Annotated in this window: 20 protein-coding genes; 8 read left to right on the forward strand and 12 right to left on the reverse strand. The window is 62.0% G+C overall.

Features of this window, described 5'->3' with window-relative positions:
• Nucleotides 1-23: 23 nt before the first annotated feature.
• Entirely contained in the window at nucleotides 24-938 is a 915-nt protein-coding gene (locus OW493_RS09050; RefSeq protein WP_289863914.1) for a LysR family transcriptional regulator, read from the forward strand.
• A gap of 21 nt (nucleotides 939-959) precedes the next feature.
• Here OW493_RS09050 and OW493_RS09055 read toward each other — a convergent pair whose 3' ends face one another.
• From OW493_RS09055 to OW493_RS09090, 7 genes are all read right to left on the reverse strand, one after another.
• Nucleotides 960-1,709, reverse strand: a complete 750-nt coding sequence (locus OW493_RS09055; protein ID WP_289863915.1) for a 2OG-Fe(II) oxygenase — start codon at nucleotides 1,707-1,709, stop codon at nucleotides 960-962.
• 110 nt (nucleotides 1,710-1,819) lie between these two features.
• Nucleotides 1,820-2,140 carry a multidrug efflux SMR transporter gene (locus OW493_RS09060; RefSeq protein WP_136939268.1) on the reverse strand — a complete coding sequence of 107 codons (321 nt, stop codon included), beginning with the start codon at nucleotides 2,138-2,140 and terminating at the stop codon, nucleotides 1,820-1,822.
• 14 nt (nucleotides 2,141-2,154) lie between these two features.
• On the reverse strand, nucleotides 2,155-2,523 hold the full coding sequence (locus tag OW493_RS09065) for an SMR family transporter (RefSeq protein WP_289863916.1): 369 nt from the start codon (nucleotides 2,521-2,523) through the stop codon (nucleotides 2,155-2,157).
• Nucleotides 2,524-2,725: 202 nt separating this feature from the next.
• Nucleotides 2,726-4,129 (reverse strand): NAD(P)/FAD-dependent oxidoreductase, encoded by a 1,404-nt coding sequence (locus OW493_RS09070; protein ID WP_136939270.1) that lies wholly within the window; start codon nucleotides 4,127-4,129, stop codon nucleotides 2,726-2,728.
• A gap of 171 nt (nucleotides 4,130-4,300) precedes the next feature.
• Nucleotides 4,301-5,155: a PAS domain-containing protein gene (locus OW493_RS09075; RefSeq protein ID WP_084208445.1), complete on the reverse strand. Its 855-nt coding sequence runs from the start codon at nucleotides 5,153-5,155 to the stop codon at nucleotides 4,301-4,303.
• Nucleotides 5,152-6,039 (reverse strand): response regulator transcription factor, encoded by an 888-nt coding sequence (locus tag OW493_RS17210; RefSeq protein WP_354670145.1) that lies wholly within the window; start codon nucleotides 6,037-6,039, stop codon nucleotides 5,152-5,154. Before OW493_RS17210 ends, OW493_RS09075 begins: the two co-directional genes overlap by 4 nt.
• Nucleotides 6,036-7,355 (reverse strand): histidine kinase, encoded by a 1,320-nt coding sequence (locus tag OW493_RS09090; RefSeq protein ID WP_289863917.1) that lies wholly within the window; start codon nucleotides 7,353-7,355, stop codon nucleotides 6,036-6,038. The genes OW493_RS17210 and OW493_RS09090 overlap by 4 nt, the downstream gene beginning before the upstream one ends.
• Nucleotides 7,356-7,629: 274 nt before the next feature.
• On the opposite strand from OW493_RS09090, the gene OW493_RS09095 reads away from it, so the two are divergent.
• The 3 genes from OW493_RS09095 to OW493_RS09105 all read left to right on the forward strand — a co-directional run bounded on the left by OW493_RS09095 (nucleotide 7,630) and on the right by OW493_RS09105 (nucleotide 12,061).
• Nucleotides 7,630-10,041, forward strand: coding sequence for an aminomethyltransferase family protein (locus OW493_RS09095; RefSeq protein ID WP_289863918.1), 2,412 nt, complete (start codon nucleotides 7,630-7,632; stop codon nucleotides 10,039-10,041).
• A gap of 355 nt (nucleotides 10,042-10,396) precedes the next feature.
• On the forward strand, nucleotides 10,397-11,755 hold the full coding sequence (locus tag OW493_RS09100) for an ammonium transporter (RefSeq protein ID WP_077371230.1): 1,359 nt from the start codon (nucleotides 10,397-10,399) through the stop codon (nucleotides 11,753-11,755).
• Nucleotides 11,756-11,893: 138 nt separating this feature from the next.
• On the forward strand, nucleotides 11,894-12,061 hold the full coding sequence (locus OW493_RS09105; RefSeq protein WP_289863919.1) for a hypothetical protein: 168 nt from the start codon (nucleotides 11,894-11,896) through the stop codon (nucleotides 12,059-12,061).
• Between the two features lie 140 nt (nucleotides 12,062-12,201).
• On the opposite strand, the gene OW493_RS09110 is transcribed toward OW493_RS09105, so the two are convergent.
• Nucleotides 12,202-13,611, reverse strand: a complete 1,410-nt coding sequence (locus OW493_RS09110) for an NAD(P)/FAD-dependent oxidoreductase (RefSeq protein WP_289863920.1) — start codon at nucleotides 13,609-13,611, stop codon at nucleotides 12,202-12,204.
• 901 nt (nucleotides 13,612-14,512) lie between these two features.
• Here OW493_RS09110 and arfA point away from each other — a divergent pair.
• Nucleotides 14,513-14,692: an alternative ribosome rescue factor ArfA gene (gene arfA / locus OW493_RS09115; RefSeq protein ID WP_077371234.1), complete on the forward strand. Its 180-nt coding sequence runs from the start codon at nucleotides 14,513-14,515 to the stop codon at nucleotides 14,690-14,692.
• A 111-nt stretch (nucleotides 14,693-14,803) separates the two neighbouring features.
• Here the strand turns inward: arfA and OW493_RS09120 are convergent, their stop codons facing one another.
• Complete coding sequence (locus OW493_RS09120; RefSeq protein WP_289863921.1) at nucleotides 14,804-16,015, reverse strand: oxidoreductase; 1,212 nt, start codon at nucleotides 16,013-16,015, stop codon at nucleotides 14,804-14,806.
• Nucleotides 16,016-16,133: 118 nt separating this feature from the next.
• On the opposite strand from OW493_RS09120, the gene OW493_RS09125 reads away from it, so the two are divergent.
• Nucleotides 16,134-17,027, forward strand: coding sequence for a LysR family transcriptional regulator (locus tag OW493_RS09125; protein WP_289863922.1), 894 nt, complete (start codon nucleotides 16,134-16,136; stop codon nucleotides 17,025-17,027).
• 100 nt (nucleotides 17,028-17,127) lie between these two features.
• Nucleotides 17,128-17,937, forward strand: a complete 810-nt coding sequence (locus tag OW493_RS09130; RefSeq protein ID WP_176503859.1) for an NYN domain-containing protein — start codon at nucleotides 17,128-17,130, stop codon at nucleotides 17,935-17,937.
• Between the two features lie 144 nt (nucleotides 17,938-18,081).
• On the opposite strand, the gene OW493_RS09135 is transcribed toward OW493_RS09130, so the two are convergent.
• Nucleotides 18,082-19,194 (reverse strand): CNNM domain-containing protein, encoded by a 1,113-nt coding sequence (locus OW493_RS09135; protein ID WP_084208453.1) that lies wholly within the window; start codon nucleotides 19,192-19,194, stop codon nucleotides 18,082-18,084.
• Between the two features lie 518 nt (nucleotides 19,195-19,712).
• Between OW493_RS09135 and OW493_RS09140 the strand changes: the two genes are divergently transcribed.
• Entirely contained in the window at nucleotides 19,713-20,729 is a 1,017-nt protein-coding gene (locus OW493_RS09140) for a helix-turn-helix transcriptional regulator (protein ID WP_289863923.1), read from the forward strand.
• A 132-nt stretch (nucleotides 20,730-20,861) separates the two neighbouring features.
• Here OW493_RS09140 and OW493_RS09145 read toward each other — a convergent pair whose 3' ends face one another.
• Both OW493_RS09145 and OW493_RS09150 read right to left on the reverse strand, forming a co-directional pair.
• Nucleotides 20,862-22,841 carry a tripartite tricarboxylate transporter permease gene (locus OW493_RS09145; protein ID WP_289863924.1) on the reverse strand — a complete coding sequence of 660 codons (1,980 nt, stop codon included), beginning with the start codon at nucleotides 22,839-22,841 and terminating at the stop codon, nucleotides 20,862-20,864.
• A 79-nt stretch (nucleotides 22,842-22,920) separates the two neighbouring features.
• A complete protein-coding gene (locus OW493_RS09150; RefSeq protein ID WP_289863925.1) occupies nucleotides 22,921-24,054 on the reverse strand; it encodes a tricarboxylate transporter in 1,134 nt (377 codons plus the stop codon).
• Between the last annotated feature and the right edge of the window lie 41 nt (nucleotides 24,055-24,095).

Consider the following 24,095-nt stretch of genomic DNA (forward strand, 5'->3'; position numbering starts at 1 on the left):
AGGCGGATTCACTGTGGAGAGCCATGAACGAACTGACCCAACGACTGCGCACCTTCCTCAAGGTGGCGGAGCATCAGAGCTTCAATGCGGCTGCGCGTGAGCTGGAGATCGCCAGTTCCACGGCGACGCGTCACGTCAATCATCTGGAGCGACAGCTGGGCGAGCCGTTGCTGGTGCGCACCACGCGCCATGTGCGGCTTTCGCCTGCCGGGGAGCGAGCCGTGATCCGTTTCCGTGCCATCCTGGGCGAGGTGGCTCAATTGACGGATGAGCTCGAGACGCTGAGTGAGCGAGTCGCAGGGCCGCTGCGCATCTCGGTGCCGTGGCGATATTCGCGCCTCTATCTTGCGCCGCTGGTGAGTGAATTCATGCGGTGCTACCCCGAGGTGGCGCTGGATATCGTCAGCAGTGATCAGCGCGTGGATCTGATCGAGGAGCAGTTCGATGTCGCCATCCGCATCGGCCATCTGGAAGACTCGAGTCTGATCGCACGGCACATCAGTGACCAGCGTTTCGTGCTGGCCGCGGCGCCGTCCTATCTCAGTGCCCAGCCGCCCATTCGTCAGCCTGAGGACCTGGAGCGGCACCGCCTGCTGACCTTCAGCTATACCACCGCCAATCATCACTGGCGGCTGGTGCAGGGTGAGCGGGAGCACCGCATCTCGGCGCGAGCACGCGCGTTGCGCACCAACAACGCCGACATTCTGACCCAGGCAGCCCTCGAGGGAGCTGGTGTCGTGGTGCAACCGCTCTGGGCCATCCGTGAAGAACTGGACCAAGGACGCCTCGTGGCGGTGCTGGAGGACCATCAGGTCACGTCGTCGGATTTCGACACTGGCATCCATGTCGTCTTCGCGCGCGAGAATCAGCACAACCCGCGCGTGCGTGCCTGGGTCGACTTCCTGCTCGCCCGCCGCGAGCGGCTGGCCGGTCGCTAGCAGGTTCTCGGCAGGTGGTCATCAGTAGAGAATATCGCTGCGGATGATGTACTTGGCACCATCGCGGATCGGCTCGCCTGCGTGCACGCAGTGCTGCGGGTGCGAGCCATGCGGGAAGCACAGCACGCCGCCCTTGGGCGTTGCGATCGAGACTGTCTGGATGTCGTCCCGTGACTGGGCAGGCCTTTCGGGGTCGCGACGGCTGACCAGAAACTCGGTGCGCCCGCCGGTATAGCCATCGCTCAGGAAGATGAGGAAGGTGTACTGGCTCATCCGGCCCGGATAGGCGTCCTGGACGATCTCGCCATTGATGACGCGACTGCCCGGCCAGGCACCATCGGTATGCGGCTTGAAGAAGTCACCGGCCTCGTAGCGATAGACACGAAAGCGCGCATTGATGCCTTTTGCGCCCTCGCCCTGGATCTGCTCGGTCACCAGCGGCGCCGAGCGCGCCCAGATGACCTGATCGATGGCGTCACTGACGACCCAGTTGACGTTGTGGTTGTGGCGGACCGAACGCGGCAGGGAGACGGGCGCATCCTCCTCGAAGCCCATTTCCTCCAGAGTGGCGACGAAGTTGTCGGCCTCGGCAGGCGTCAGCACATTGAGCAGCTGGAAGGCGCCCGGGACACCCTCGACCTCCTGACGGACCACCTCGGGTGTCGCCTTGGGCTCGAAGAGGTCAGACACGTCACCGTTGTCCGTCCAGATGGGCAGGGGCGTGGGAGAGAAGCCGCGCTCGTGACTGACGGCGTAGAAGGACAGGCTCATGGCAAGACTCCTGAATGGCATGATCACGAATGTTGCCCGAGAGGCTAGTGCACTGCCAAAGACAGAAAAAGGCACCTGACGGCAATTGGCCATTGCACGAATGGCAATGATCAATGTCCGCCTGTCAGGTTGAGGCCGACGATCGACAGCACGATGAGGCCGATGCAGGCCATGCGGCGAAACGAGAAATGCTCTCGCCAGAACAGCACCCCGATGATGGCGCTGACCACGGTGCCGATGCCGGAGAATACGGCATAGGCGATGCCCAGGCTGATGGTGTCCATGGCCAGATACAGCAGGCTCAAGGAGGCGCTGAAGCCCAGCGCGACCAGCAGCACACCCCGTCGGCGGCGGTGGTTGGCGTATTGATTGAAACCGGTGACGCCGACGACTTCACAGCAGCCGGCGGCGATCAGATAGACCCAATCCATGTCATCCCTCCTGCTCATTCACTGACGGTGGCCTGTGGTGTGGCACTTGCGTGAGTCCGCTTGCGGCCGGGCGCGCCGGGGGCCGTCTTGAGCACGATGATGCCGATCAGCATCAGCACCACGAAGCCCAGCGTGGACCACTGGAACTCGAGCTCGAAGAACAGCAGATCAGTCACCACCGTCCCCAGCGTGCCCAGGCCGACGAAGATGGCGTAGGTGGTGCTGGCGGGCAGTGTCCTGGCGATCTGGGTGACCAGACTCAGGCTGATGATGACCAGCAGCACCGTCAGCGCCCATTCCAGGGGAGTGTCGGCGACCTTCAGGCCCGTGGCCCAGCCGATTTCGCACAGGGTCGAGATCAGGAAATAGAGCGTGATGCGCATGGTGATCGGGCGTCCTTGTGAGGTGTCGGGAAAATGAGGCGTTCAATCGCCAGCGAAAGACATGCGTTGCATGAATGCGAGTCTATATGAGTTTTTGTTGATGTTTCTGGCCATGAAAAGGCGGAGGGAGCCCCTCCGCCTGGTGCCTGGCGAGTCGTAGGTGCAGCTCCTTCTCACAAGAGCGTCAGGTGACCAGAAAGCGTCAGGAGGCCAGCGGCGTGGTCGTCGCCTGAGCAGCTGACTCCTCGTCGGATGGCGCCTCGGCCGGCTGGGCCAGATAGGCTTCCAGCGAGTCATCCATCGCCTCAAGCCACGGCGTGTGATGTCTGGGCGCCAGGGTGCCGGTCATCAAGGAGCGATAGCCGTGATCGCGGAAGGTCATGATGTTCTCGTGCTTGTGATGCTCCCACTCGAGGAAGGTACGATTCACGCCATCGATATCGAAGCTCGGGTAGTCGGTCTCGCTGATCAGCGATTTCACGTAGTCACCCTGGAAGACGATCATCGCCTCGTCGCTATCCAGCGTTTCCTCACGCTCGCGCCATGCCTGGCTATCGGCTTGCATCGCCGCTTTCGCCGGCAGTGTCTGGGTGCCGAGAATCGCATCGCGCACCCACCAGGCCTGGGCATCGAACATGTTGAAGGTGTACCACTGGTCCTGCATGCCGAGATAGAACAGGCGCGGATTCTCTTCCCACACTACGCCCTTGTAGAGCCCCAGCGGCCACATGCGGTTGGCAGTCTTGAGGCGCAGCGACTCCTCGAGGAACGGGAAGTGATGCAGATAGCCGGTGCACAGGATGATGGCATCGACTCGCTTGTGGCTGCCGTCACTGAAATAGGCGGTATCGCGATCGACCTTCACCAGCAGCGGCTTCTCTTCCCAGTTGTCCGGCCATTTGAAGCCCATCGGGGCGGTGCGGTAGCTGGTGGTGATGCTGCGCGCACCGTATTTGTAGCACTGCGAGCCGATGTCCTCCGCGGAATAGCTGCTGCCGAGCAACAGCAGATCCTTGCCCTTGAATTCCAGTGCATCGCGGAAATCATGCGCATGCAGAATGCGGCCATTGAAGGTCGCGAAACCGGGGAATTCCGGCACGTTCGGAGTCGAGAAATGCCCGGAAGCCACGATGACGTGATCGAATTCTTCGCTGGTCACCAGATCGAGCGCCTGATCATGCACGCTGACCGTGAATTGCTGGGTAGTCTCATCGAAGGTGACCTGACGGACCGGACAGCCGAAGCGAATGTACTTGCGCACGCCAGCCTTCTCGACACGCCCCTTGATGTAGTCGAACAGCACGGCGCGCGGCGGGTAGGAGGCGATAGGGCGCCCGAAATGTTCTTCAAAGGAGTAGTCGGCGAACTCGAGACACTCCTTGGGACCATTCGACCACAGGTAGCGATACATGCTGCCGTGGACCGGCTCACCGTGGGCATCCAGGCCGGTGCGCCAGCTGTAATTCCACAGACCACCCCAGTCATCCTGCTTCTCGTAACAGACAATCTCGGGGATCTCGATGCCCTTGTCGGCTGCGGATTGAAAGGCGCGCAATTGAGCCAGTCCACTGGGGCCTGCGCCGATGATCGCGATACGTTGGGTCATGGATACCATCCTGTTCTTGTTGTGTCTTGATGCGTTACCTGAGGTTTCGTGACGTGATGACGTCGAGAAACACTGACAACGAAACAGGCTAGCGAGATGTGACCTGGCTGCACATTGCTCGGAAAGGGTAGCCATAAAGGAGTATGCGATGCCGGTGCCATACCCACCGGATCATGCAGAATCCCCTGCCAGGTCCGAGGTGTCGACGGCGAAGATGATGCCTTCCACGGCCAGTGGCGTGCCGTCAGGTGAATAGATGCCATGGCCCTTTTCCTGTACCCGGCGCACGTCGCCATCGCGGTGACGAATGCGGTAGGCAAGGGTGAAGGGCGTGTGTGCCTGAAGGGCGGCCTGTACCTGGTCCCACACGCGGTCGGCATCCTCGGGGTGGATCATGTCGCCGTAGGTGAGGGAGGGATGATCGAGCAGGTCGCGCGGGCTGAGTCCGGTGATGGCCAGGCAGCCGTCACTGATGTACTCCATCGACCAGTGGCGGTTGTTGCGCGCGCGATAGACCATCGCGGGCAGGCCCTTGATCAGGCGCGTCAGGCTGCGCAGGTTGGCGGCGTCGATCTGCTCCTGCTGCACGCGCTCGCTGATGTCATGCAGTGTGAGCGTGGCGGGCCAGGGCGAGGCCAGCGAGAGCGACTGGCTACGGACTTCACACCAGCGATAGTGGTGGTCCGGCCCGAGGATGCGCAATCGCCAGCAGTCAGGCCGCTCACGGCGTGACACGTGGCGGGCGAGCACGTCCCAGCGGGCGTGATCTGCGGGGTGCAGTGCTTCCCGCAGGCGTTGAGGGGGCGCGACCAGCTCCGTGGTCTGCCCTCGGGAGATGGCTTTTGTGATGTCCCGCTGACTTTCCGGCAGGTGTCCGCTCAGGGCCTGCCAGCCACGCGAGGCATAGAGCAGCGTGCTGTCAGCATCCACCACGACCACGGCATCACTCAGGCTGTCGAGAATCGCCTGTGCGCTGAAGGGCGAGGCAGTCGAGGCGGAGGCGAACTGTTCGAGAAAGCGCATCATCTCAGGCTCTCCTTTTCGGCCCGTGTCATGGCCTCTTTGGCGCTTGTCGCGTCCTCGGCGGGCGCTCGGGTGGCATCTCTCGCTGGCGTCAGCGGGTGGGCGTAGACCCAGGCGGCCAGCTCCAGTCGCGAATGCAGATCCAGCTTGCGCAGCAGATTCTTGACGTAGACCTTCACCGTGCTGTCACTGATGCCCAGCTCGCGCGCGATCAGCTTGTTGCTGAGGCCGCGCCCGATCCATTTGAGGGTATCGCGCTCACGCTCGGTCAGGCCGCGATGCCAGTCCGCCGTCTCGGCCTCAGCCATGCCGTCAGCCAGGGCAGCGTCTTTCGCCTCGATCAGCGGCGCGCCCGGACCCGGCGTGGGAACGCCACCCTCCGGCGATGCATGTTCGCGTGCCGAGCGCTGGCGGTGGTCCTGCTGCAGGCGCCTGGCCAGCAGCAGCAAGGTCTCTTCCTCCAACCCCAGCTTGCCGTCGATGACGGCCTGCAGGCGCTCGAGAATGCGTTCGGGGGCGGTGTCCTTCATCAGGTAGCCATCCGCCCCTTGCTGGATGGCATCCAGCAGGTGACGGCTGTCGTCGGAGGCGGTCAGCAGTACGACCTTGAGAGCGGCATCACGCTGCTTGAGATGGCGCATCAGGGTCAGGCCATCAAGCTGCGGCATCTGCCAGTCGACGATCACCAGCTCGGGGGCGAGGATGGGGAGGCGCTCGAGCAGATGCGCACCATCATCGAAGTCGGCCACGACCTCGAACAGGCCACCTTCACTCAAGAGCTCGGCAAGCCCGCGCCGAAACAGCGGATGGTCGTCGACGAGTACCACTCTTGTCGGGAGTGTATGACGTGTCGGGTGCGTCGAGGGTGTCTGTCGTGTCGCGGTCATGTGTCGCGGCGCTCCCAGCTCAGTGTCACGCGGGTACCGCCCTGGCGAGGCTGGGTGATGGCGAACTCGGCCCCGAGGTGGCGTGCGCGATCCTGCATGATGCCCAGTCCGAAATGCGCGGCGGGGATCTCGGCGGGATCGAACCCGCAGCCGTTGTCCTCGATGGTCAGCAACACCCGCGCCGCCGGCTGCGGTCCTGAAGACTGATAGAGCAGTTGCAGGCGCAGGTGGGTGGCCCTGGCATGACGCACGCTGTTGGTCATCGCTTCGCGCACGATGAACATCACCTGCAGGGACAGGGCATCGGGGAGGTGCAGTGACTGGATGCGATTGTCGAGCTCGAACACCATGCTGGAACGGGTCTCGAATTCCTCGATCAAGGCCTCCAGCACACAGGCAAGCGGCGCGTCTCCCCAGGTGGCGTGCGCGCCATTGATCAGTTCACGGGTCTGGCGGAAGGCGCGGCGGGCCTGGGTATGCACCTCCTCAGCCAGTGCCTGCACCTCCTGTGGCGCATGACGGGCGGCACGTGTCAGGCGTGCGCTCTGCATCTGCAGATAACTCAATTCCTGGGCGAGGGTGTCGTGCAGCTCCGCCGCCAGTTGTCGGCGTTCGTTCTTCAGGGCCTGCGCCACCGCTGATTTCGTGTCTTCGGCATGACGCGCCTGTTGCTGGTGATGCAACGCCAGGCCACGGCTCAGGGTATTGATGACGACGTTCGCCAGCCCTGATTCGATGACTGCGGCTGTCGGCTCTCCAAGCCACAACCAGTCATCGCCCGTCGCCCCTTTGCCTGTTTCCCCTCTGCCCGTCTCCCCTCTATCAGTGGCGTCCGTGAGGGCGATCAGCACGCCACCTGGCGTGCCGTCCATGTCAGACACCTGCTGTCGGGCGCCGGGATCGCGACTGATATCCCAGACGACCTCCTGCAATCTCTCACGCGCAGCGGCTGACAGAGCGAGACCGACAGGGGAAATCACCGCATGGGTCGCCTGACCGGGTGCGCGATGCACGACACAGAGTTCGCCAGTCGCGGAGAGCGCCGTGCCGCTTTCAGGACAGCCGTTCAGCATGTCCAGCAGCTCTCTCAGCACGGATGGCAACGCCTCCTCGAGGTCAGCGCAGGTAGCGATGCGCAAGGTGATGGCATCGAGGGGGTGTCTGTCACGCAGATCAGGCGGCGGGATGGCAGCAGGGCGAACGGGAGTCTCGGCATCGGCGGGACAGCCTCGTGCGCGCTGGACATCAAGGCGATGTGCTATCCCTTGCGATGCAGGCGCCTTGCCTGTCTTCGATGCGCCGAGACTGAGTGCCATGCGAGTTCCTCTGTCGTTTCGCCGCCCCTGCGGCGCGCCATGATTCGAGTGTCACACCAGCAAGCTTCATGCCAGCGAATGGATTACTCCTTCATGGGTACCTCTCTTGATGGATTGTCGTCGCATCTACTGAGAGTAAATTTAATTAACCATGAAGAACGTGGTGCGCGGCGCAAGGGGTCATGCACCATCCAGGCACATCTGATCCAGGCTTGCCCTTCGAGCACTTCCTTCGACTGGCTCGCCTGCCATGACAACAAGAGGTATCACCAGGATGGGACTTGCAGTCGAGATACCCGCTGCCACGCCGAGCCAGCCGTATCGTTACCGAATCGCCGGCCTGGAGGTGTTGGCACTTGATCTGTCGCCCGGCGATAGCGTGCAGGTGTCATCCGTTGACGGTGCGCAGTCCTGTGAGTGGCTGGCACTGAAGGCTAGGGGTGATGAAGCCGCCGATGCGGCACAGCAGAGCGGGGAAAGCCCCCGCGAAGCGGTGAAGGGGGCAGGCACGACAATCGAGGCGTCGCTTGCGCACTTCGCGAGCGTTGTCAGCCAGGGAGATCACGCCTTCGCCAGTCAGCCTCAGGCCAGCGAGGCACAGGAGATGTCTGGCAATAGGAGTCCGCACACTCAGGCACGCCTGGAGGCGCTGGGAGTCGCGCATTGCCCGCCAGCGTACTGGCAGCGCCTGTCAGCGGCCGGATTGCCGGCCGAGATTCGCTGGCCGCTGGAAGCGCCTGCCGCACGCCTGATTCTGCTGGCCCCCGGCAGTGACATGACGATCGAAGGAGAGCGGCTGGCCACCGAGCTTGAGGTGTCCCATTTCTGCACCGGGCTTGTGGGGCTGGAACATCTGCCGGTGCCGCTGGCGCCGATCCGCCAAGAGACGAGAGTCGCGGCGGGGACGGTCGAGGTCTATGAGGTCAAGCAGGGCGAGTGGATCCAGATCATCGATGTGGCGGGGCGTCAGTGCTCCGACTTCGTGGCCTTCGACGCCACTGCCTGGGCACGGGGCGAGGAGCTGGGGCTGGATGCCGGCGCCACGCGCAGCCTGTCCGGGCATTGCATGCCCAATCCGGGACTGTATTCGGTGTTCTTTGATCAGCACCTGCATCCGATGCTCGAGGTGATCCAGGACACGGTCGGACGTCATGACAGCTTCATGCTTGCCTGCTCGCCGCAGTATTACGAACACCACGGCTACTTCGGTCACGACAGCTGCACGGTCAACTTCAACAATGCCCTGTCGGCGTCTCACGGCATCCGACAGCGTGCCAGCTGGCCGGCCATCAACTTCTTCTTCAATACCTGGGTACAGCCCTGCGGCACCCTGGCGGTGGATGAGCCCTGGTCACGACCCGGCGACTATGTGCTGCTGCGCGCCGACCGTGACCTCATCTGTGCCTCATCCGCCTGTCCGGACGACATCGACGCCGCCAACGGCTGGGTGCCGACCGATATCCATGTGCGTATCTACGCCGCTGAACATGACTTCCCCCGCGGTATCGCCTATCGCAACCGGCCCGAGGAATTGCCGCGCATGACATTGCCCACCGCCTTCCATCCCTGCACCTCCGCCTTGACCAAGCAGTACATCGATTACCACGGCTACTGGCTGGCCACCCATTACGAGGGGTGGGGGGCCAAGGCGGAGTATCTCGCCTGTCGCGAACGGGTCGCGGTGATGGATCTCTCCGCATTGCGCAAGTTCGAGGTCGCCGGACCGGACGCCGAACGCCTGTTGCAATATGCGCTGACCCGCAACGTGCGCCGACTCTCCATCGGAGAAGTGGTGTATTCCGCCATGTGTCAGGAAACCGGCGGCATGCTCGATGACGGCACCCTGTTCCGCATGGGCGAGCAGACCTTCCGCTGGATCTGTGGTGATCCGGCCAGTGGCCAGTGGCTGCGGGATCTCGCAGAGCAGCAGGGCTATCGCGTCACGGTGCGCGACTCCACCCATCAGCTGCACAACATCGCGCTGCAGGGGCCGAAGAGCCGCGAGGTGCTGGCGCCGTTGATCTGGAATGCGCGTACCCAGCCGGAGGTGGAAACGCTGGGCTGGTTCCGCTTCATGGTCGGTCGTCTGGCGGGCCCGAATGGCATCCCGCTGATGGTGTCGCGGACCGGCTATACCGGTGAGCTCGGCTATGAAGTCTGGTGTCATCCGCATGACGCCCCGGCCGTGTGGGAGGCGATCTGGGCGGCCGGTGAGCCGCATGGCATCGCGCCGCTGGGGCTGGATGCCCTCGACATGCTGAGGATAGAGGCGGGGCTGATCTTCGCTGGCCATGAATTCTGCCCGCAGACGTCTCCCTACGAGGCGGGCATCGGCTTCACCGTGCCGATGAAGAGCAAGGAGGATGATTTCATCGGGCGTGCGGCCATGCAGCGCGAGACGCCGGAATCCCGCCATCGGATCATGGGCCTGAGGGTGGACAGCAGCGAGCTGGTCAGCCACGGCGACCTCGTCTATCACGGGCGCTATCCGGTCGGGGTGATCACCAGCGCGACCCGCTCTCCCTTGCTCAACCAGTCCATCGCCATGTGTCGTCTCGCCCCGGATTTCTCAAGCCCCGGAACGCAGCTTGAGATCGGTCAGCTGGATGGTCACCAGAAGCGTCTCGTCGCCGAGGTGGTGACATTGCCTTTCCATGATCCTGAGCGTCTCAAGGTGCGCAGCTGAGTGATGCATGACGCATGACCGAGACCTCGCGCGTGAGGCTGGCCGGTGACGATCCGTATATGCAGTACGACTCACGTCATATCACGGTGCAGGACGCCGCCTGCCTGCCTCAATAACGAACACCCTCTTGCCAGGTGGTGATTTCCGGGCTTCATATGTGAAGAGGTGTCCACGATTTCGAGAAGATATCAATGAAAACAACGTATTGCTGAAGGTGCCCATCAGGGGTCATCTGGCATGTCGCTTGCTTTATCCAGCAGGTCCCCCTTGAAAAACAACAACAACCTTCGGGCAGACAGGGTTTCCACCGGCAGGCATGCGGTGGCAGACCCGGCCCGGAAAAGGAGAAAAGACGATGGATGAAAAGACGTTGCAAAGCATATTGGATATGCACCAGGCGATGAACATCGAGGTGTTCTACTGGTGGTGTACCGCCATCATGTTCCTGATCCACGCAGGCTTTCTGGCCTATGAGATCGGTGCCTCCCGTTCCAAGAATGCCCTGGCGTCCGGCATGAAGAACGTGCTGACGCTGGCCTCGATCATCCCCGCCTTCTACTTCGTGGGCTGGTGGATCTACAACGCCTTCCCCAACGGGCTGATTCCCATCGAGGCTTCCGCGGCACTGCCGTGGAGCGCGAGCATGCGCCCGGACGCCGATGACATGGGCACCGGTATCTTCTTCGCGGCCTTTGCCCTGTTCGGTGCGACCACGGGCTCGATTCTCTCGGGGGCGGTGATCGAACGCATCCGCCTGGGCGCCTTCCTGTTACTGGCGGTGATTCTCGGTGCGGGTGTCTGGATCCTGGCGGGTGCCTGGGGCTGGCATCCGGATGGCTGGATGCTGCACAAGCTGGGCTACCACGATGTCGGCGCGGCGGGCGTGGTGCATGCCGTGGCCGGCTTCTTCGCGCTGGGCGTGCTGCTCAATCTGGGCGCGCGTATCGGCAAGTACAGTGACGATGGCAAGCCGCAGGTGATCGCGCCCCACAACATGCCGATGACCTTGATCGGGCTGATGCTGATCATCGTCGGTTTCTTCGGCTTCCTCGGCGGATGCATCATCTTCAACACCGGTGACATCGGCTGGACCACCATCTATGGCAATCGCACCAACCTTTCGGCCTTCGCCTTCAATACCCTGATGGGCTTCGGTGGCGGCGTGATCGGCGCCTACCTGTCCTCGCGTGACCCGTTCTGGACCATGTCCGGTGCACTGGGCGGCATCATCACCGTCGCGGCGGGGCTGGATCTCTACAACCCGGGCCTGGCCTTCGTACTGGCCGTCACCGGTGGCGCCTTGATGCCGAAGATCGGCGCGCTGCTCGAGAAGCGTGGCCTGGACGACTCCGTCGGCGCCTTCGCGGTACATGGCTTCTGCGGTTTCTACGGTGTGGTACTGGTGGGTGTCTTCGCCGCGGGCTTCCCGAATGTCGGCGAAGGCGTGCCGGATGTCTCCTTCACCGGGCAGCTGACAGGCGCGGTGGTGATGGCAGTGACGGGCTTCGTGCCGGGTTGGGGCGTTGCCTATCTGCTCAAGAAGTTCAACCTGCTGCGCGTGCCGCCGCATGTCGAAGTGCTCGGGCTGGACCTGTTCGAAGTGCCGGCCAAGGCCTACCCGGAGAGCATGGCAACCGAGTCATCTTCCAGCGTTCCGGCACGTTCCGGTGGGGTAGTGGCAGCACCGATGGACAAGCGTCCCGATATCAGCTGAGTCGGTTCTGACGATTACCCGCATGAGGATTGGCTCGTTTGTTGCAGGGTTCGTTGCCATCTGTCCTGAAGTCTGGCTGCCAGCCAGTGACGGAGCGAACGGGCCGATTCGTTTTCTTTCTTCTCCAGGAGTCTTGTCATGGAAACTGTCGATACTGCGGTACATGCTGCCAACTATGCGTTCTTCTTCAGCAATTCAGGGATGGTGGCGGTCAGTCTGTTGATCGCGGCTGGCGTCTGCATCTCGTTGAGCGTCAATATCCTGCGCCATGAGAAAGTGTCATTCCGCAGCAAGAAGACCCTCTGATCCATCGGGGCCTTCTTGCTCCGCAACCACAGAATGCACAACGCCGCGAAGCCATGCTTCGCGGCGTTGTGCATTCTGTGGGCCCGACGTCACATGTCAGGTGACACAAGGCCGTCAGTCAATCAGATCCTGTCCGTCACTCAGACCTTGTCAGTCGCGAGGGAGCGTTCGGTGGCTGTCTCGCCGCCTGCTTGTCCAGCGCTCTTGTCGGGCTGTGCCAGGAAGGCTTCCAGCGAATCATCTATCGCGTCGAGCCAGGGCGTGTGATGGCGCGGGGCCATGGTGCCGGTCATCAGCGAGCGGTAGGAGTAGTCACGGAAGGTCATGATGTTCTCGTGCTTGTGGTGCTCCCACTCGAGGAAGGTGCGATTGACGCCGTCGATATCGAAGCTCGGATAATCCGTCTTGGAAATCAGTGACTTCACGTAATCGCCCTGGAAGCGGATCATCGATTCATCGCTGTCCAACGTCTCTTCCCGGTCACGCCATGCCTGACTGTCTGCCTGCATGGCCTCGCGGCTGGGCAGCGCGATCTCACCGAGAATCACGTCACGCACCCACCATGCCTGGGCATCGAACATGTTGAAGGTGTACCACTGATCCTGCATGCCGAGATAGAACAGGCGCGGATTGGCTTCCCAGGCAGCGCCCTTGTAGAGACCGAGCGGCCACATGCGGTTGGCTGTCTTGAGGCGCAGCGGTTCATCGAGGAACGGGAAGTGATGGAGGTAGCCGGTGCACAGGATGATGGCATCGATCTTCTTGTGGGTGCCATCGCGGAAATAGGCGGTGTCGCGGTCCACTTTCTGCAACAGCGGCTTCTCTTCCCAGTTCTCCGGCCAGGCAAAGCCCATCGGGGCGGTGCGATAGCTGGTGGTGATGCTGCGAGCGCCATACTTGTAGCACTGTGAACCGATATCTTCGGCAGAGTAGCTGCTGCCGATCAGCAGCAGATCCTTGCCCTTGAACTCCAGCGCATCGCGGAAGTCATGTGCATGCAGAATACGGCCATTGAACTCCGAGAACCCCGGGAACTCAGGCACGTTGGGGGTCGAGAAGTGACCGGAAGCGACGATGACGTGGTCAAACTGCTCCTGAACGACCGTGTCCGACTGCTGGTCATGGACGCTGACGGTGAACTGCTGGCGGGTGTCGTCAAAGCTGACATGGCGCACCGGGCAATTGAAGCGAATGAACTTGCGCACGCCCGCCTTTTCGACCCGACCCTTGAGGTAATCGAAGATGACTGCGCGAGGCGGGTATGAGGCGATGGGGTGGCCGAAGTGCTCCTCGAAGGAATAATCCGCGAACTCCAGACATTCCTTGGGGCCGTTGGACCACAGGTAGCGGTACATGCTGCCGTGGACGGGTTCACCATTTTGATCGAGACCGGTGCGCCAGCTGTAGTTCCACAGGCCGCCCCAGTCGCTCTGCTTTTCAAAACAGACTATCTCGGGAATGTCGATACCCTTGTCAGCGGCAGATTGAAAGGCGCGCAGCTGTGCCAGGCCACTCGGCCCTGCGCCAATGATCGCAATGCGTTTTGTCATGGGTATTTCCTGTTGAGACTGTAATGAGACGTCGTGTTCCGTGAACCCCGCGTTGCGGGATGTCGTGTTGACCAGGTGCTTTTTCCTCTGTAGTGGATCGCGATAATAATGAGCATTTTCCAGCGCTTGGGTGGCCTGGAAAGGTAAGGAATCCAGTTGACTGGCCACCTGTCATTTCGCTGAGCCTGAGCACGGAAGGCGTATTTTTTATTGCCTTGAGAGCCATCTACGGCTCGCGGAACGTGAGGCATCCTCGCAGAAATGATGCGTCATCTCAAATGTGAGGTATTGATTCTGAGTGCATGAAGTGTACACGATCATGAGAGTGTTTAGGCTTTAGTGGCAAGATCCTTGTGGATTGTGTCTTTCTCCAGAATGGCCAGGATGAAGGATGTGGTTTATCGGCTCATGGTTGGTGTAGTTATTTGGTAAATTGTTGATTTTCAGCATCTTTTTTATGTCGTGGTGGATTTCTATGGCGTTGTCTGGCGTGTTTTTCTGTGTAGAAAAAAGAAGATTTCCGTGTTGCAATGCCGCTTGGAAGGTGGATGATTTTCTGTCTCTTCAATGCGTAATTTGTCAAGCGGGTGGTGGGCTAAAATATCCTCTTTGTCAAGCAGGCTGGCGCTCGTGATTTTGAGGTGTGGAGTAAATAAGGGTGTGAGAAGGATGTGAACGTAGTGTCGGAGTAGTGTGTGGCGTGAGAATGGAGAAAGAACAGAAATCAGAAGGGAAAAGGGTGCCAGATTATCGAATGATCCTCGCTGGAGGATTTTCTAGAGGATCTGCGGGGCTATTCACTCACCAGACCAGCGACGAGGGGGAAGCGGAGGTTGATCACTCTGCATGGCGAAAGGGCGTATACTGGGCCGGTGACAGAGAGGCCACAGGAGAAGACACCATGACTCACAAGCGCAAGGTGCAGGACAACGCCCTCAAGGCAGTGCTGCGTACCCCGATGTTCAAGCAGCGTGTCGTGAAGGCGCGCAAGGGCAAGGGCAGCTACCAGCGCAATGGCAAGCAACAAGGGGGTAGCGGTGGCAGTGAGGCTCCTTCAGTCGGTGTGTATTGCGCCGCTTGAAGAAGCCTCATTGCCGCCTCTGAAGGGAGCCCCTGTCTGAGGCGCTGGTCACATGAACGCCGCAGCATCAGCGCTGCGGCGTTCGTGTATCTGGCCACTTCGAGAAGCGGCTCAGTCGCGGAGACAGTCGGCGAAGTGCGCGTTCCAGGTCTCGGCGCGTGCGGCGTCGCGGGCTTCATAGTCGGCCAGCACCGTCTCCAGTTCGCCCAGTGATTCCTGCTCACGGTCCTCGCCCAGCTGGGTCAGGCGCAGCGTATACCAGGCGGTCACCCCACCTTCCGGCGGCGCGCTGAAACGCGGGAATTCTGGCGCAGGGCATTCTCCCGCTCGCCATAGCGTGGGCAGTGACGGGTGCAGCGCCAGTGGGCGGGCCAGGCCGACGAGATCGACGGCGCCCTGTGCCACGGCGTCTTCGGCCTGCGCCAGAGTCTTGAAGCCGCCGGTCGCCATCAGCGGCAGGGTCGTCACCGCGCGTGCGCGCCTGGCGAACTCGACGAAGTAGGGGCCGCTGGCACTGGCGTCCGACGCGGAGCTGGCGCCGGGGAAGTAGGTGCCGCCACTGATATCGATCAGATCGATGGGCAGCTCATCGAGCGCTGCTATCACCTGTAGCGCTTCGGCCTCCTCGAAACCGCCCTCAAGTTGATCACTCGAGTTGAGTTTCACCACCACCGGGTAGTCGTGGCCAACGGCCTCACGCACGGCAATGATCACCTCACGCATCAGCCGCATGCGGTTGTCGAGGCTACCGCCGTAGTCATCCGTGCGCTGATTGAAGAGGGGAGACAGAAACTGGCTGAGCAGAAAGCCATGCGCGGCATGTACCTGAACCCCGCCAAACCCGGCGTCACGAGCCAGGCGCGCCGTGGTTGCCATGGCGGCAGGCAAGGCCTTGATGGCCTCCAGACTCATGGCCTCGCAATGTAGCCCGGGGATATCCAGCGCGCTGGGGCCATGTGGCGTACTGGTCGGTGGGTAGGCCATTGCGCCGGCATGGCCGAGCTGCAGCCAGAGCTCGGCTCCGTGCTGCTGGCCGCGCTGCGCCAGTTGCGTGAAGGCCGCGAGGTCGGACTGCGCATTGAGGACCAGATTGCCGGGCTTCTCGGCATGGTGGTGCTCCGGTTGTACTTCCCCGACCAGCGCCGCCGCCACGCCGCCTTCCGCCCAGCGCTCATAGAGGCGAATCTGGGTGTCACTCGGATGTCCCGTGCCATCACCGAGAGAATCCGACATCGCGGCCTTGATGAGGCGATTGGCGAGCACTCGCCCGCAAGGCAGCGTGAAGGGCGTGAACAGGGTGGAAGCGGTCGGCTGATCTATCATGGTGGCGATGTCTCTGGGCACTGAATATGGCATGTAAGGAACAGATGCCATGGTGACATGGGCAGTGTCTGGTGATAATCCGGTGTGTGAGCACAGCATCCGTGAGCCAATGGAACATATGAAAACGTATACGGATCTCGATATCTTTCATGCCGTGGTCGATGCCGGCACCTTTACGGGAGCCGCGCGACAGCTCGGTATTACCCACTCGGCGATCAGCAAGCGCATCGCGCATCTCGAGCAGCGCCTGGGCGCGCAGTTATTGATTCGCTCCACACGGCGGATGCGCCTGAGTGAAGCGGGTCAGCTCTATGCCTCGGAGACACGTGAGCTGCAGGAGCGGCTGCGCAATGTAGAGCAGGAGATCGCCGAGGGCAGTGGTGCACTCAAGGGGCGCATTCGTCTCTCGTGTTCCAACGCACTGGGGAAATTGCAGGTAATGCCGTTGCTGATGCGCTTCATGGAGCGCTATCCCGAGGTCATCGTGGACCTGACCCTGACGGATGCCGTGGTCGACCTGGTGCATGAGGGGATGGATCTGGCCATCCGCAGCACCGCAAAGCCCGAGCCCGGCCTGATCGCCAGGCGGTTGGCCACCAATCAGCGTGTCATCTGTGCATCGCCGGAGTATCTGGCAAGACATGGCACGCCGCGCTCAGTGCCGGATCTGGCGGAGCATGTCAGCCTGATCCTGAATCTCCCCGGTGGCTTCAACGCCTGGGGACTCACGTCACTGCCCGAGATGCGCTGCGGCTTCCTCTCCAACTCCCTGGAAACCCTGCACGCCGCCTGTCTGGGAGGGCGTGGCGTTGCCTGTCTGCCGTACTATCTGATCGCCGATGACCTGGCCTCTGGGCGCTTGATCCCGCTGCTGGAAGACATTCGCGGTGACGGTGCCGATACCAGCATCTTCCTCGTCCGCCCGGAGACGTCGATTCTGCCGCGCCGGGTGAGAATGCTGATGGATGCCTTGATCGCGGGGTTTGACGCAGAGGAAGCTCAGCGTACGTGAGTAAACGACGATTTACCGAGTGATTGTCTTGCAGGATTCATGACATATTGACCCAAGGAGCGACCTTGAGACTCCTGTGACGTAGATCATGGAGCGAGACATGTCACCAACGGGAAAAGATCGATTTGCGGTACTGATTGATGCAGACAATGCCCAGGCAGCCGTCTGTGAGGAATTGCTGGCGGAGATCGCGAAACTGGGAATCGCCAGTATCAAGCGCGCCTATGGGGACTGGACCACCTCCAATCTGACGCCCTGGAAGGAGCCACTTCTGCACCATGGCATTCAGCCTATCCAGCAGTTCCGTTATACCCAGGGCAAGAACGCGACGGATTCCGCCTTGATCATCGATGCCATGGATCTGTTGTATGCGGGCAATGTGGAGGGATTCTGTCTGGTGTCCTCGGACAGTGATTTCACGCGCCTGGCGACACGTCTGAGGGAAAGCGGCATGCGCGTGCATGGCTTCGGAGAAGCCAAGACCCCTCAACCCTTCGTTTCCGCCTGTGACAGTTTCCTGCATACCGAGTGTCTGCGCAGGGAGCCGGATACGCCCGCCGTGGCGAAGCCCTCGAGCAAGTCGCCTGTCGTGAAGAAGCCCCCGAGCAAGCCGCCGGCCGAGACGGTCACCCTCGTCAAGCCGACCAAGGCACAGCGACAGCTGAGGTCGCATATCCTCAATGCACTGAACGAGCTGCCACAGACGGATGGCTGGACGGCCCTGTCAGCGCTGGGAAGTTACCTGAAAAAGAAGATGCCCGGCTTCACGCCGGCGGATCATGGTGCCAGCAAGCTGGGGGGCGTGATTCAGCAATTGGAGTATCTGGACAAATGGCAACGCCCTGTCAAAGGCGGTTCCGTGCATTTGTATGTCCGGAAAAAGGCCAGGGAGACGGCGAAGGCCAGCTGAATCCTCGTCATCTCACGATGCACGATGCCTTTCGACACAGAAGCCCCGTGATGGCCAGTCTCCTGTCTGGCTGTCACGGGGCTTCTGTCGTTCAGCGTGGCGGTGGTTTCACGCCTGACGCGTGCGGGGCTCGCGCAGTCCATGTCACGACTGGCCGGGCTTGGAGTCCTCCGTTGATGCCTTGTGTTCTGTAGGTGATGTGTCGTTCTGTGAAGAGCTCTCTCGGGCGTCGTCCGGTGTCGAGGGGGCGGCACCGATGCGCTTGATCCAGCGCTGGCGGGCGAAGCGACGCAGATTGGCCACGTTGTCCGTCTCGTCGATGATGTCCTCGCCGAGAATCGTCTCCATCACGTCTTCCAGCGTGATGACCCCCAGCCAGTTGCCGAGATTGTCGTAGACGACACACAGGTGCTGGCGCTCGCGCTGCATGCGAGCGAAGGCCTGTTCGACGTTGTCTTCGGCGTGCAGTTCGCTGATCGGGCGCATCAGGTCCTTGAGCGGAGTGGTGGGTTCGGCCTGATGCGCATCGGCGCGGTGGATCATGCCCAGTGTCCTTTCATCGGCGGTCATCACCGGGTAGCGGCTGAAGGGCCAGACCGTCAACTGGTCATTGAACTCGGCCACGGTCATCTCGGGGCTGACCGTCTGGCAGACAGGACGTGGCGTGAGCACATCACGCACCTTCATCTCATGCAGGTTGAGGATGTTGGTGATGACGCGTTGCTCATCATTTTCCAGCGCCTTCTTTTCCAGCCCCAGTTGTGCGAGCGCCTTGATCTCGCCACGCAGATCAATGTCATGCGAGTGCTTGCCGATCCGCGAGGTGATCATTTCCGACAGCCAGATCAGCGGCTTGAGCGAGATGACCATGATGTTGAGCACGCCGGGCAGCATCGGGGACAGCTGACGCCAGTAGGTGGCACCGATGGTCTTGGGAATGATTTCCGAGGCCACCAGGATCAGCAGCGTCATGACCGCCGAGGCAACGCCGACCCAGGCCTCGCCGAACACGACGGACACCTGTGCCCCCACGCCTGTCGCACCGACCGTATGCGCGATGGTATTGAGCGTCAGGATGGCGGCCAACGGCTTGTCGATGTTGTCCTTGAGGGTGGCCAGCGCCGCATGGCGCTTGGGGTGTTGCTCACGCAGGCTTGCCACATAGCTTGGGGAAAGCGACAGCAGCGCCGCTTCCAGCACGGAGCAGATGAACGAGATGCCGATGGCGATGGCGGCAAAGAGAATCAGCAGAAACATGCAGCGTGCTCCTTGGGTGGATAGGCCACCATTAGTGACAGATGCCCGGTGACTGTCAAACCTTTGGCGTTGATTGCCTGGCGCTTGTCATCGCGACGCACATGCGGGCGTCGGAGGCACTGTCGGGAGAGGGTGCGTGGAAGAAGGCGAGTGGAGAAGGTTAGGGGAGAGTCGCAGCGCGAAATATGAATGAGATTGTTTTGCTTTTGAGATCTGTTGTATTTTAAAGCAGCTCTTATCAAGGGAATTTGCATAAATAAAGGTGTGAGGCAGTCAATTCCTCGATTTCTTCGATGTCATGGCACGTCGCTCGCACGCCCAGAGGCAACTCTTACCTATCCATGACTCCAGGGAACGGCGCTTTCATGCAGCAGGGCTTGAGACAGCAGGGCTTGAGACAGCAGGATGCTTCCTCCCTGCCTCCGTGCGGTGTGCGGAGAGAGGGCTGGCAGTCCGTCCGCTATGCACACAGCACCGGCTGGGTTAAGGAGATCCCGGTCTGGCCCGGAGGGCGTCTGGTGCTGTGTGATCTGACGATCCGTGACGGCTATCAGGAAGTGCATCCCTTCCATGAAGGACTCTATGTCTGCCTGATACTGGAAGGCACGCTGAGGCTGTCGGGCATGGCAGCGACGCCAACTGCCACGTGCCCGTGTCCTGAGCCCCTCTCGAGTGCAAGCGAGAAGGTCGCGGAAGAGGCGCGAGTCCAGGTCGATGTCACCCGGGGAGAAGGCGGCGTCTTTCGCGCTCCGATGGTGGGTTCCCCGCATGCTCTGAACGTCGGGTACTTCCCCGGGCGGCTGCGGTGTGTGGTGCTGCATATCGAGGATGAACGTCAGCAGTCCGACAACATCCTGCAGCGCTTTGCCGAGTGGGATCTGCATTCGCCCCCCTGGCCGGCTCAGCCTCGCCGGTGGCGGCCGGGGTCAGGCCTTCGTCAGCAGCTGGCGGAATGTCTGGCGCAGCGCCTCGACGGTGCAGAGCACACTCGTGAGACATGCTGTCTGCTGGAATGGCAAGGGCTGGGCCTGCAATTGCTGGGAGGTGCCTTGCGTCGCCGGCATGCGCGGCAGTGTCATGCCGGTCAGGTGTCCGAGGATCGGGTCGCTCGTGACAGGGGCGCTGACGGCCGAGCCCCGAACGCCAATCGACGAGAGAAACGGGCTCACGAGAGGCTGACGCCGGGGTACCCGGAGACATCCAGCAGTACGTGTCGGCATCTCGAGGCGGTGCGTCAGCGGTTGAAGATGGCGCCGGAGCGTCAGCATGCCTTGCCGGAACTGGCGCGGCTTGCCTGCATGAGCGCGTCGAGTCTGCGCCAGAAGTTTCGCGAGACCTATGGTTGTTCGCTGAGCCAGTATCAGCGCGAATGTCGCATGCAGCGCGCACGTCAGGCCTTGTTGCAGGGCATGAGTGTGCAGCAGGTGGCGCATCGTGTCGGCTATGCGCATGCCTGCAACTTCGCGACGGCCTACCGACGTCATTTCGGGCTCTCGCCCCAGGCTGTGCGGGCTCGGCCGCAGCGGGCTGACTGAGCACTGCTGGCCGTCAGCCTTCGTCATGGTCGGGCGTGAAAAGAGAACGGGCACCCTCAGGGTGCCCGTTCTCTTGTCGTTGCCTGGTGTCTCTTGCGCTGCGTTGCGTGGCTGTCTGCGGCGCGAGAGGCCTTACAGGAAGGGAATCATCGGCAGTACCACGTCATCCAGCAGTCCCGTCGGATAGTGCAGATTCATGGCCGCCTGCATCCCGAGCAGGAAGACCGCGACGCCCAGGGCGAAGAGTCCCGCGAACGCCGCTGACTTGCGTGCGACGATGAGCTGGAAGCCCAGGCAGAACAGCACGGCGGTGGAGACGAAGCCCAGCAGTGCGCTGACGCCGATCAGCACGAAGAAGCCGAGTACCACACCCACTGCCTTGAAGGCCGGTTGCTTGACGCGAATCATGCCGCGACGCCAGCCGTTGAAGACCACGGCAATCACCGAGACCAGCGTGATGAAGGCGGCCAGGGTCGGGAAGGCCTTGCCGAGTGGCATCAAATCCTTGACGTCGTAGAGCGCCCAGAGGCCGGCGAGCCCCATCAGGCCCAGCAGCAGGAAGTCGACGCCACCGAAACCGCGTGATTCCAGCACATCCTCTTCTGGGGACGGCGCGGTCTCGACCACTTCATGGGTCTGGCGACGACGCATGATCGCCTTGCGGATCACCGGCAGGAAGAAGGCCAGCAGGATCAGGCCGAGGATGATCAGCACGCCCGGACGCAGGAAGGCTTCGGCGCCGTGGAACTGCATGCTCTGATAGAAGTAGTTCTCGGCACCCGGTGCCAGCACGAAGCCGATCAGGAAGGCCGGACGCGACCAGCCTGCCGTCTTGAACAGCACGCCCAGCATGCCGATCATGCCCAGCGCGGCCCAGTCACCCAGCGAGCGGCTGGCCTGATAGGCGGCGAACAGGATCAGCACGGTGATGGCCGGCGCCAGAATGGCGAAGGGCACACGTGTCAGCTGCGCGACCGGACGCGCCAGCATCAGACACAGGCCCGCGCCCAGGATATTGGCCAGCGCCAAAGACCAGATGATGGTGTAGGTCATGTCCAGATTTGTGGTGATCATCGACACGCCCGGCTCCAGGCCCAGCAGCAGCAGGCCCCCCAGGAAGACGGCGGCCGTCCCGGAGCCCGGCACCCCGAACAGCAGGGTCGGCACCATGGCGCCACAGGCACAGGCATTGTTGGCGGACTCCGGCGCGATGACGCCGCGGATGTCACCCTTGCCGAACTGGCTCGGGTCCTTGGCGGTCTTGACCGCGAAGCCGTAGGTGATCCAGTCGACCACGGAACCCGCCAGACCCGGAATGGTGCCGATCAGGCTGCCGATCCCGGCGCAGCGCGCGACCAGCCACCTGTTCTTGACCACATCCTTGATGCCGGCAGACCAGCCCTTGCCCAGGTCCGTGTTGCCGTCCTTGGCGATGCTGCCACGTCCCAGCAGCAGCTCGACGATCTCCGGAAGGGCGAAGATGCCCAGGCCCAGCACGATCAGCGGCACCCCGTCGTACAGATAATCGATATCCAGATTCATGCGGTACTCGCCGGTCGCCGGTGCGGCGCCGATGGCACCGACCAGCAGGCCGAGGCCGCAGGCCGCCGTGCCCTTGAACAGGTTCTTGCCGGACAGCACCGCCACCATCGTCAGACCCAGAAGCGTCAACACGAACAGCTCTGCTGACGAGAAGGCCAGCACCAGCGGTCGCGCGACGAGGATGAAGCCGGTCAGGATGATGGCGCCGATCACGCCCCCACACAGGGAGGACAGGAAGGCACTGGTCAGCGCGCGCGCCGCCTGGCCTTTCTTGGCCAGCGGGAAGCCATCAAGCACCGTGGCCTGCGACGCGCTGGAGCCGGGAATGCCCATCAGCACCGAGGCGAAGGTATCGCCGGTCGGGATGACCGCGACCATGCCCATCAGCATGCCCAGTGCATAACCGGGGTCGAGCCCGTAGAGGAAGGGCAGCAGTAGCGCCATGCCGGCGATGCCGCCCAGGCCGGGGATGATGCCGACCAGCAGGCCGACGAAGATGCCGATCATCATGAACAGCAGATGCGTCAGCGTGAAGACGTGTCCAATGCTGGACAGGAGGGTGTCGATCATGGCGTTGCTCAACCTCTTGTTCTTCTCTGGTGCTTCTTGCGCTCTCCAGCGTCATGGCGCTGGAGAGCGTCAGCGGGCTTCAACGAGATTGCAGGCGAATACCGTGTCGTTCCATCAGCCAGTGCTTGACCCATTCGTGCTGGGTTTCGCTCAGTTGCATGGCGTCTTGCAACTGCGCCGCTGCCGCCTTGCCGACCATCAGGCCATAAGGACCGACCTTCACCGCCGCTTCCTTGAGGAACTCGGGGTCCTTGGCCATGTCACGTGCCGCCTGACGGTATTGCTCCAGCAATGCTGGATCGACACCCTTCGGCACCAGCAGCATCTTCTGCATGGCGTAACCGGAGGCGAAGAACTTGTGGAAGATCTGATAGGCCTCGTCATCGCGTGAATGGCCTTCCTGCGCCAGATACAGCTCGGAGAAGGTCGGCAGGTCCGGGAAGGACGGGTCGCGCTCGATGTGGCCTTCGACATCCATCACGCCGAGGCTGAACAGCGGCACGGCCTGGCCGGCGTCGACCAGCGGCGTGACGTTGCTCCTGTAGGCGGAGGTGGTCTGGAAATCGAGGGCGACTTCGCCACGCTCGAAGGCCAGGCGACCTTCACCACGGCTCTTCATGCCGAAGACCGGATCAACCTGGAAGTCGAGCAGATCGAACGCCATCAGCACCGGCATCTCGAGCCCGGTCGGGTTCTGGCCGGCGAACTTCACCGTCTGGGAGGCGAGGGCCTTGAGCGCACTGGCGCTGTCCTTGCCCAGCGAGCTTGAGGCATAGACGACACCGCCTGTCGGGGCGGCGAGGATCGGTTCCCAGTCGGCATAGTCGTAACGCACGCGGCGGTCGCGCAGCATGGCCGGATACTGGGTAGAGGCCGAGGTGACGACCATCTCGTCGCCGTCATCGCCGGCACGCTTGCTGAACAGGTTGACGCCGGTGATGGAACCGCCCCCCGGCACGTTGTCGATCACGACAGCCGGGTTGCCCGGCAGGTCCCTGGTCACCCAGTTGGACATGAAGCGTGCCCAGACATCGGTGCCGCCCCCGACCCCGAAGGGCACGGTCCAGGTCAGGGTGTCAGGGACTTCCGCTGCGGCGTGCACGGCGGAAGACAGCGGCAGCAGGCCCATGACGGGCAGCATGACGGCCAGGGCGGTGGTGCGGGCATGGCGCTTGAGGGCATGGCGTTTGGGCGTAGACACGATGAGGGACATGGTCTGACTCCTGATTATTGTTGGAATGCGTTGTCAATCAG

The sequence above is a fragment of the Cobetia sp. 14N.309.X.WAT.E.A4 genome, assembly GCF_030397495.1.
Taxonomy (GTDB): Bacteria; Pseudomonadota; Gammaproteobacteria; order Pseudomonadales; family Halomonadaceae; genus Cobetia; species Cobetia marina.

Bases quoted from the DNA above. Each gene is read 5' to 3' on its own strand.
- OW493_RS09050 (WP_289863914.1), top strand. From the start codon at position 24: ATGAACGAACTGACCCAACGACTGCGCACCTTCCTCAAGGTGGCGGAG.
- OW493_RS09055 (WP_289863915.1), bottom strand. From the start codon at position 1,709: ATGAGCCTGTCCTTCTACGCCGTCAGTCACGAGCGCGGCTTCTCTCCC.
- OW493_RS09060 (WP_136939268.1), bottom strand. From the start codon at position 2,140: ATGGATTGGGTCTATCTGATCGCCGCCGGCTGCTGTGAAGTCGTCGGC.
- OW493_RS09065 (WP_289863916.1), bottom strand. From the start codon at position 2,523: ATGCGCATCACGCTCTATTTCCTGATCTCGACCCTGTGCGAAATCGGC.
- OW493_RS09070 (WP_136939270.1), bottom strand. From the start codon at position 4,129: ATGACCCAACGTATCGCGATCATCGGCGCAGGCCCCAGTGGACTGGCT.
- OW493_RS09075 (WP_084208445.1), bottom strand. From the start codon at position 5,155: ATGATGCGCTTTCTCGAACAGTTCGCCTCCGCCTCGACTGCCTCGCCC.
- OW493_RS17210 (WP_354670145.1), bottom strand. From the start codon at position 6,039: ATGACCGCGACACGACAGACACCCTCGACGCACCCGACACGTCATACA.
- OW493_RS09090 (WP_289863917.1), bottom strand. From the start codon at position 7,355: ATGGCACTCAGTCTCGGCGCATCGAAGACAGGCAAGGCGCCTGCATCG.
- OW493_RS09095 (WP_289863918.1), top strand. From the start codon at position 7,630: ATGGGACTTGCAGTCGAGATACCCGCTGCCACGCCGAGCCAGCCGTAT.
- OW493_RS09100 (WP_077371230.1), top strand. From the start codon at position 10,397: ATGGATGAAAAGACGTTGCAAAGCATATTGGATATGCACCAGGCGATG.
- OW493_RS09105 (WP_289863919.1), top strand. From the start codon at position 11,894: ATGGAAACTGTCGATACTGCGGTACATGCTGCCAACTATGCGTTCTTC.
- OW493_RS09110 (WP_289863920.1), bottom strand. From the start codon at position 13,611: ATGACAAAACGCATTGCGATCATTGGCGCAGGGCCGAGTGGCCTGGCA.
- arfA (WP_077371234.1), top strand. From the start codon at position 14,513: ATGACTCACAAGCGCAAGGTGCAGGACAACGCCCTCAAGGCAGTGCTG.
- OW493_RS09120 (WP_289863921.1), bottom strand. From the start codon at position 16,015: ATGATAGATCAGCCGACCGCTTCCACCCTGTTCACGCCCTTCACGCTG.
- OW493_RS09125 (WP_289863922.1), top strand. From the start codon at position 16,134: ATGAAAACGTATACGGATCTCGATATCTTTCATGCCGTGGTCGATGCC.
- OW493_RS09130 (WP_176503859.1), top strand. From the start codon at position 17,128: ATGTCACCAACGGGAAAAGATCGATTTGCGGTACTGATTGATGCAGAC.
- OW493_RS09135 (WP_084208453.1), bottom strand. From the start codon at position 19,194: ATGTTTCTGCTGATTCTCTTTGCCGCCATCGCCATCGGCATCTCGTTC.
- OW493_RS09145 (WP_289863924.1), bottom strand. From the start codon at position 22,841: ATGATCGACACCCTCCTGTCCAGCATTGGACACGTCTTCACGCTGACG.
- OW493_RS09150 (WP_289863925.1), bottom strand. From the start codon at position 24,054: ATGTCCCTCATCGTGTCTACGCCCAAACGCCATGCCCTCAAGCGCCAT.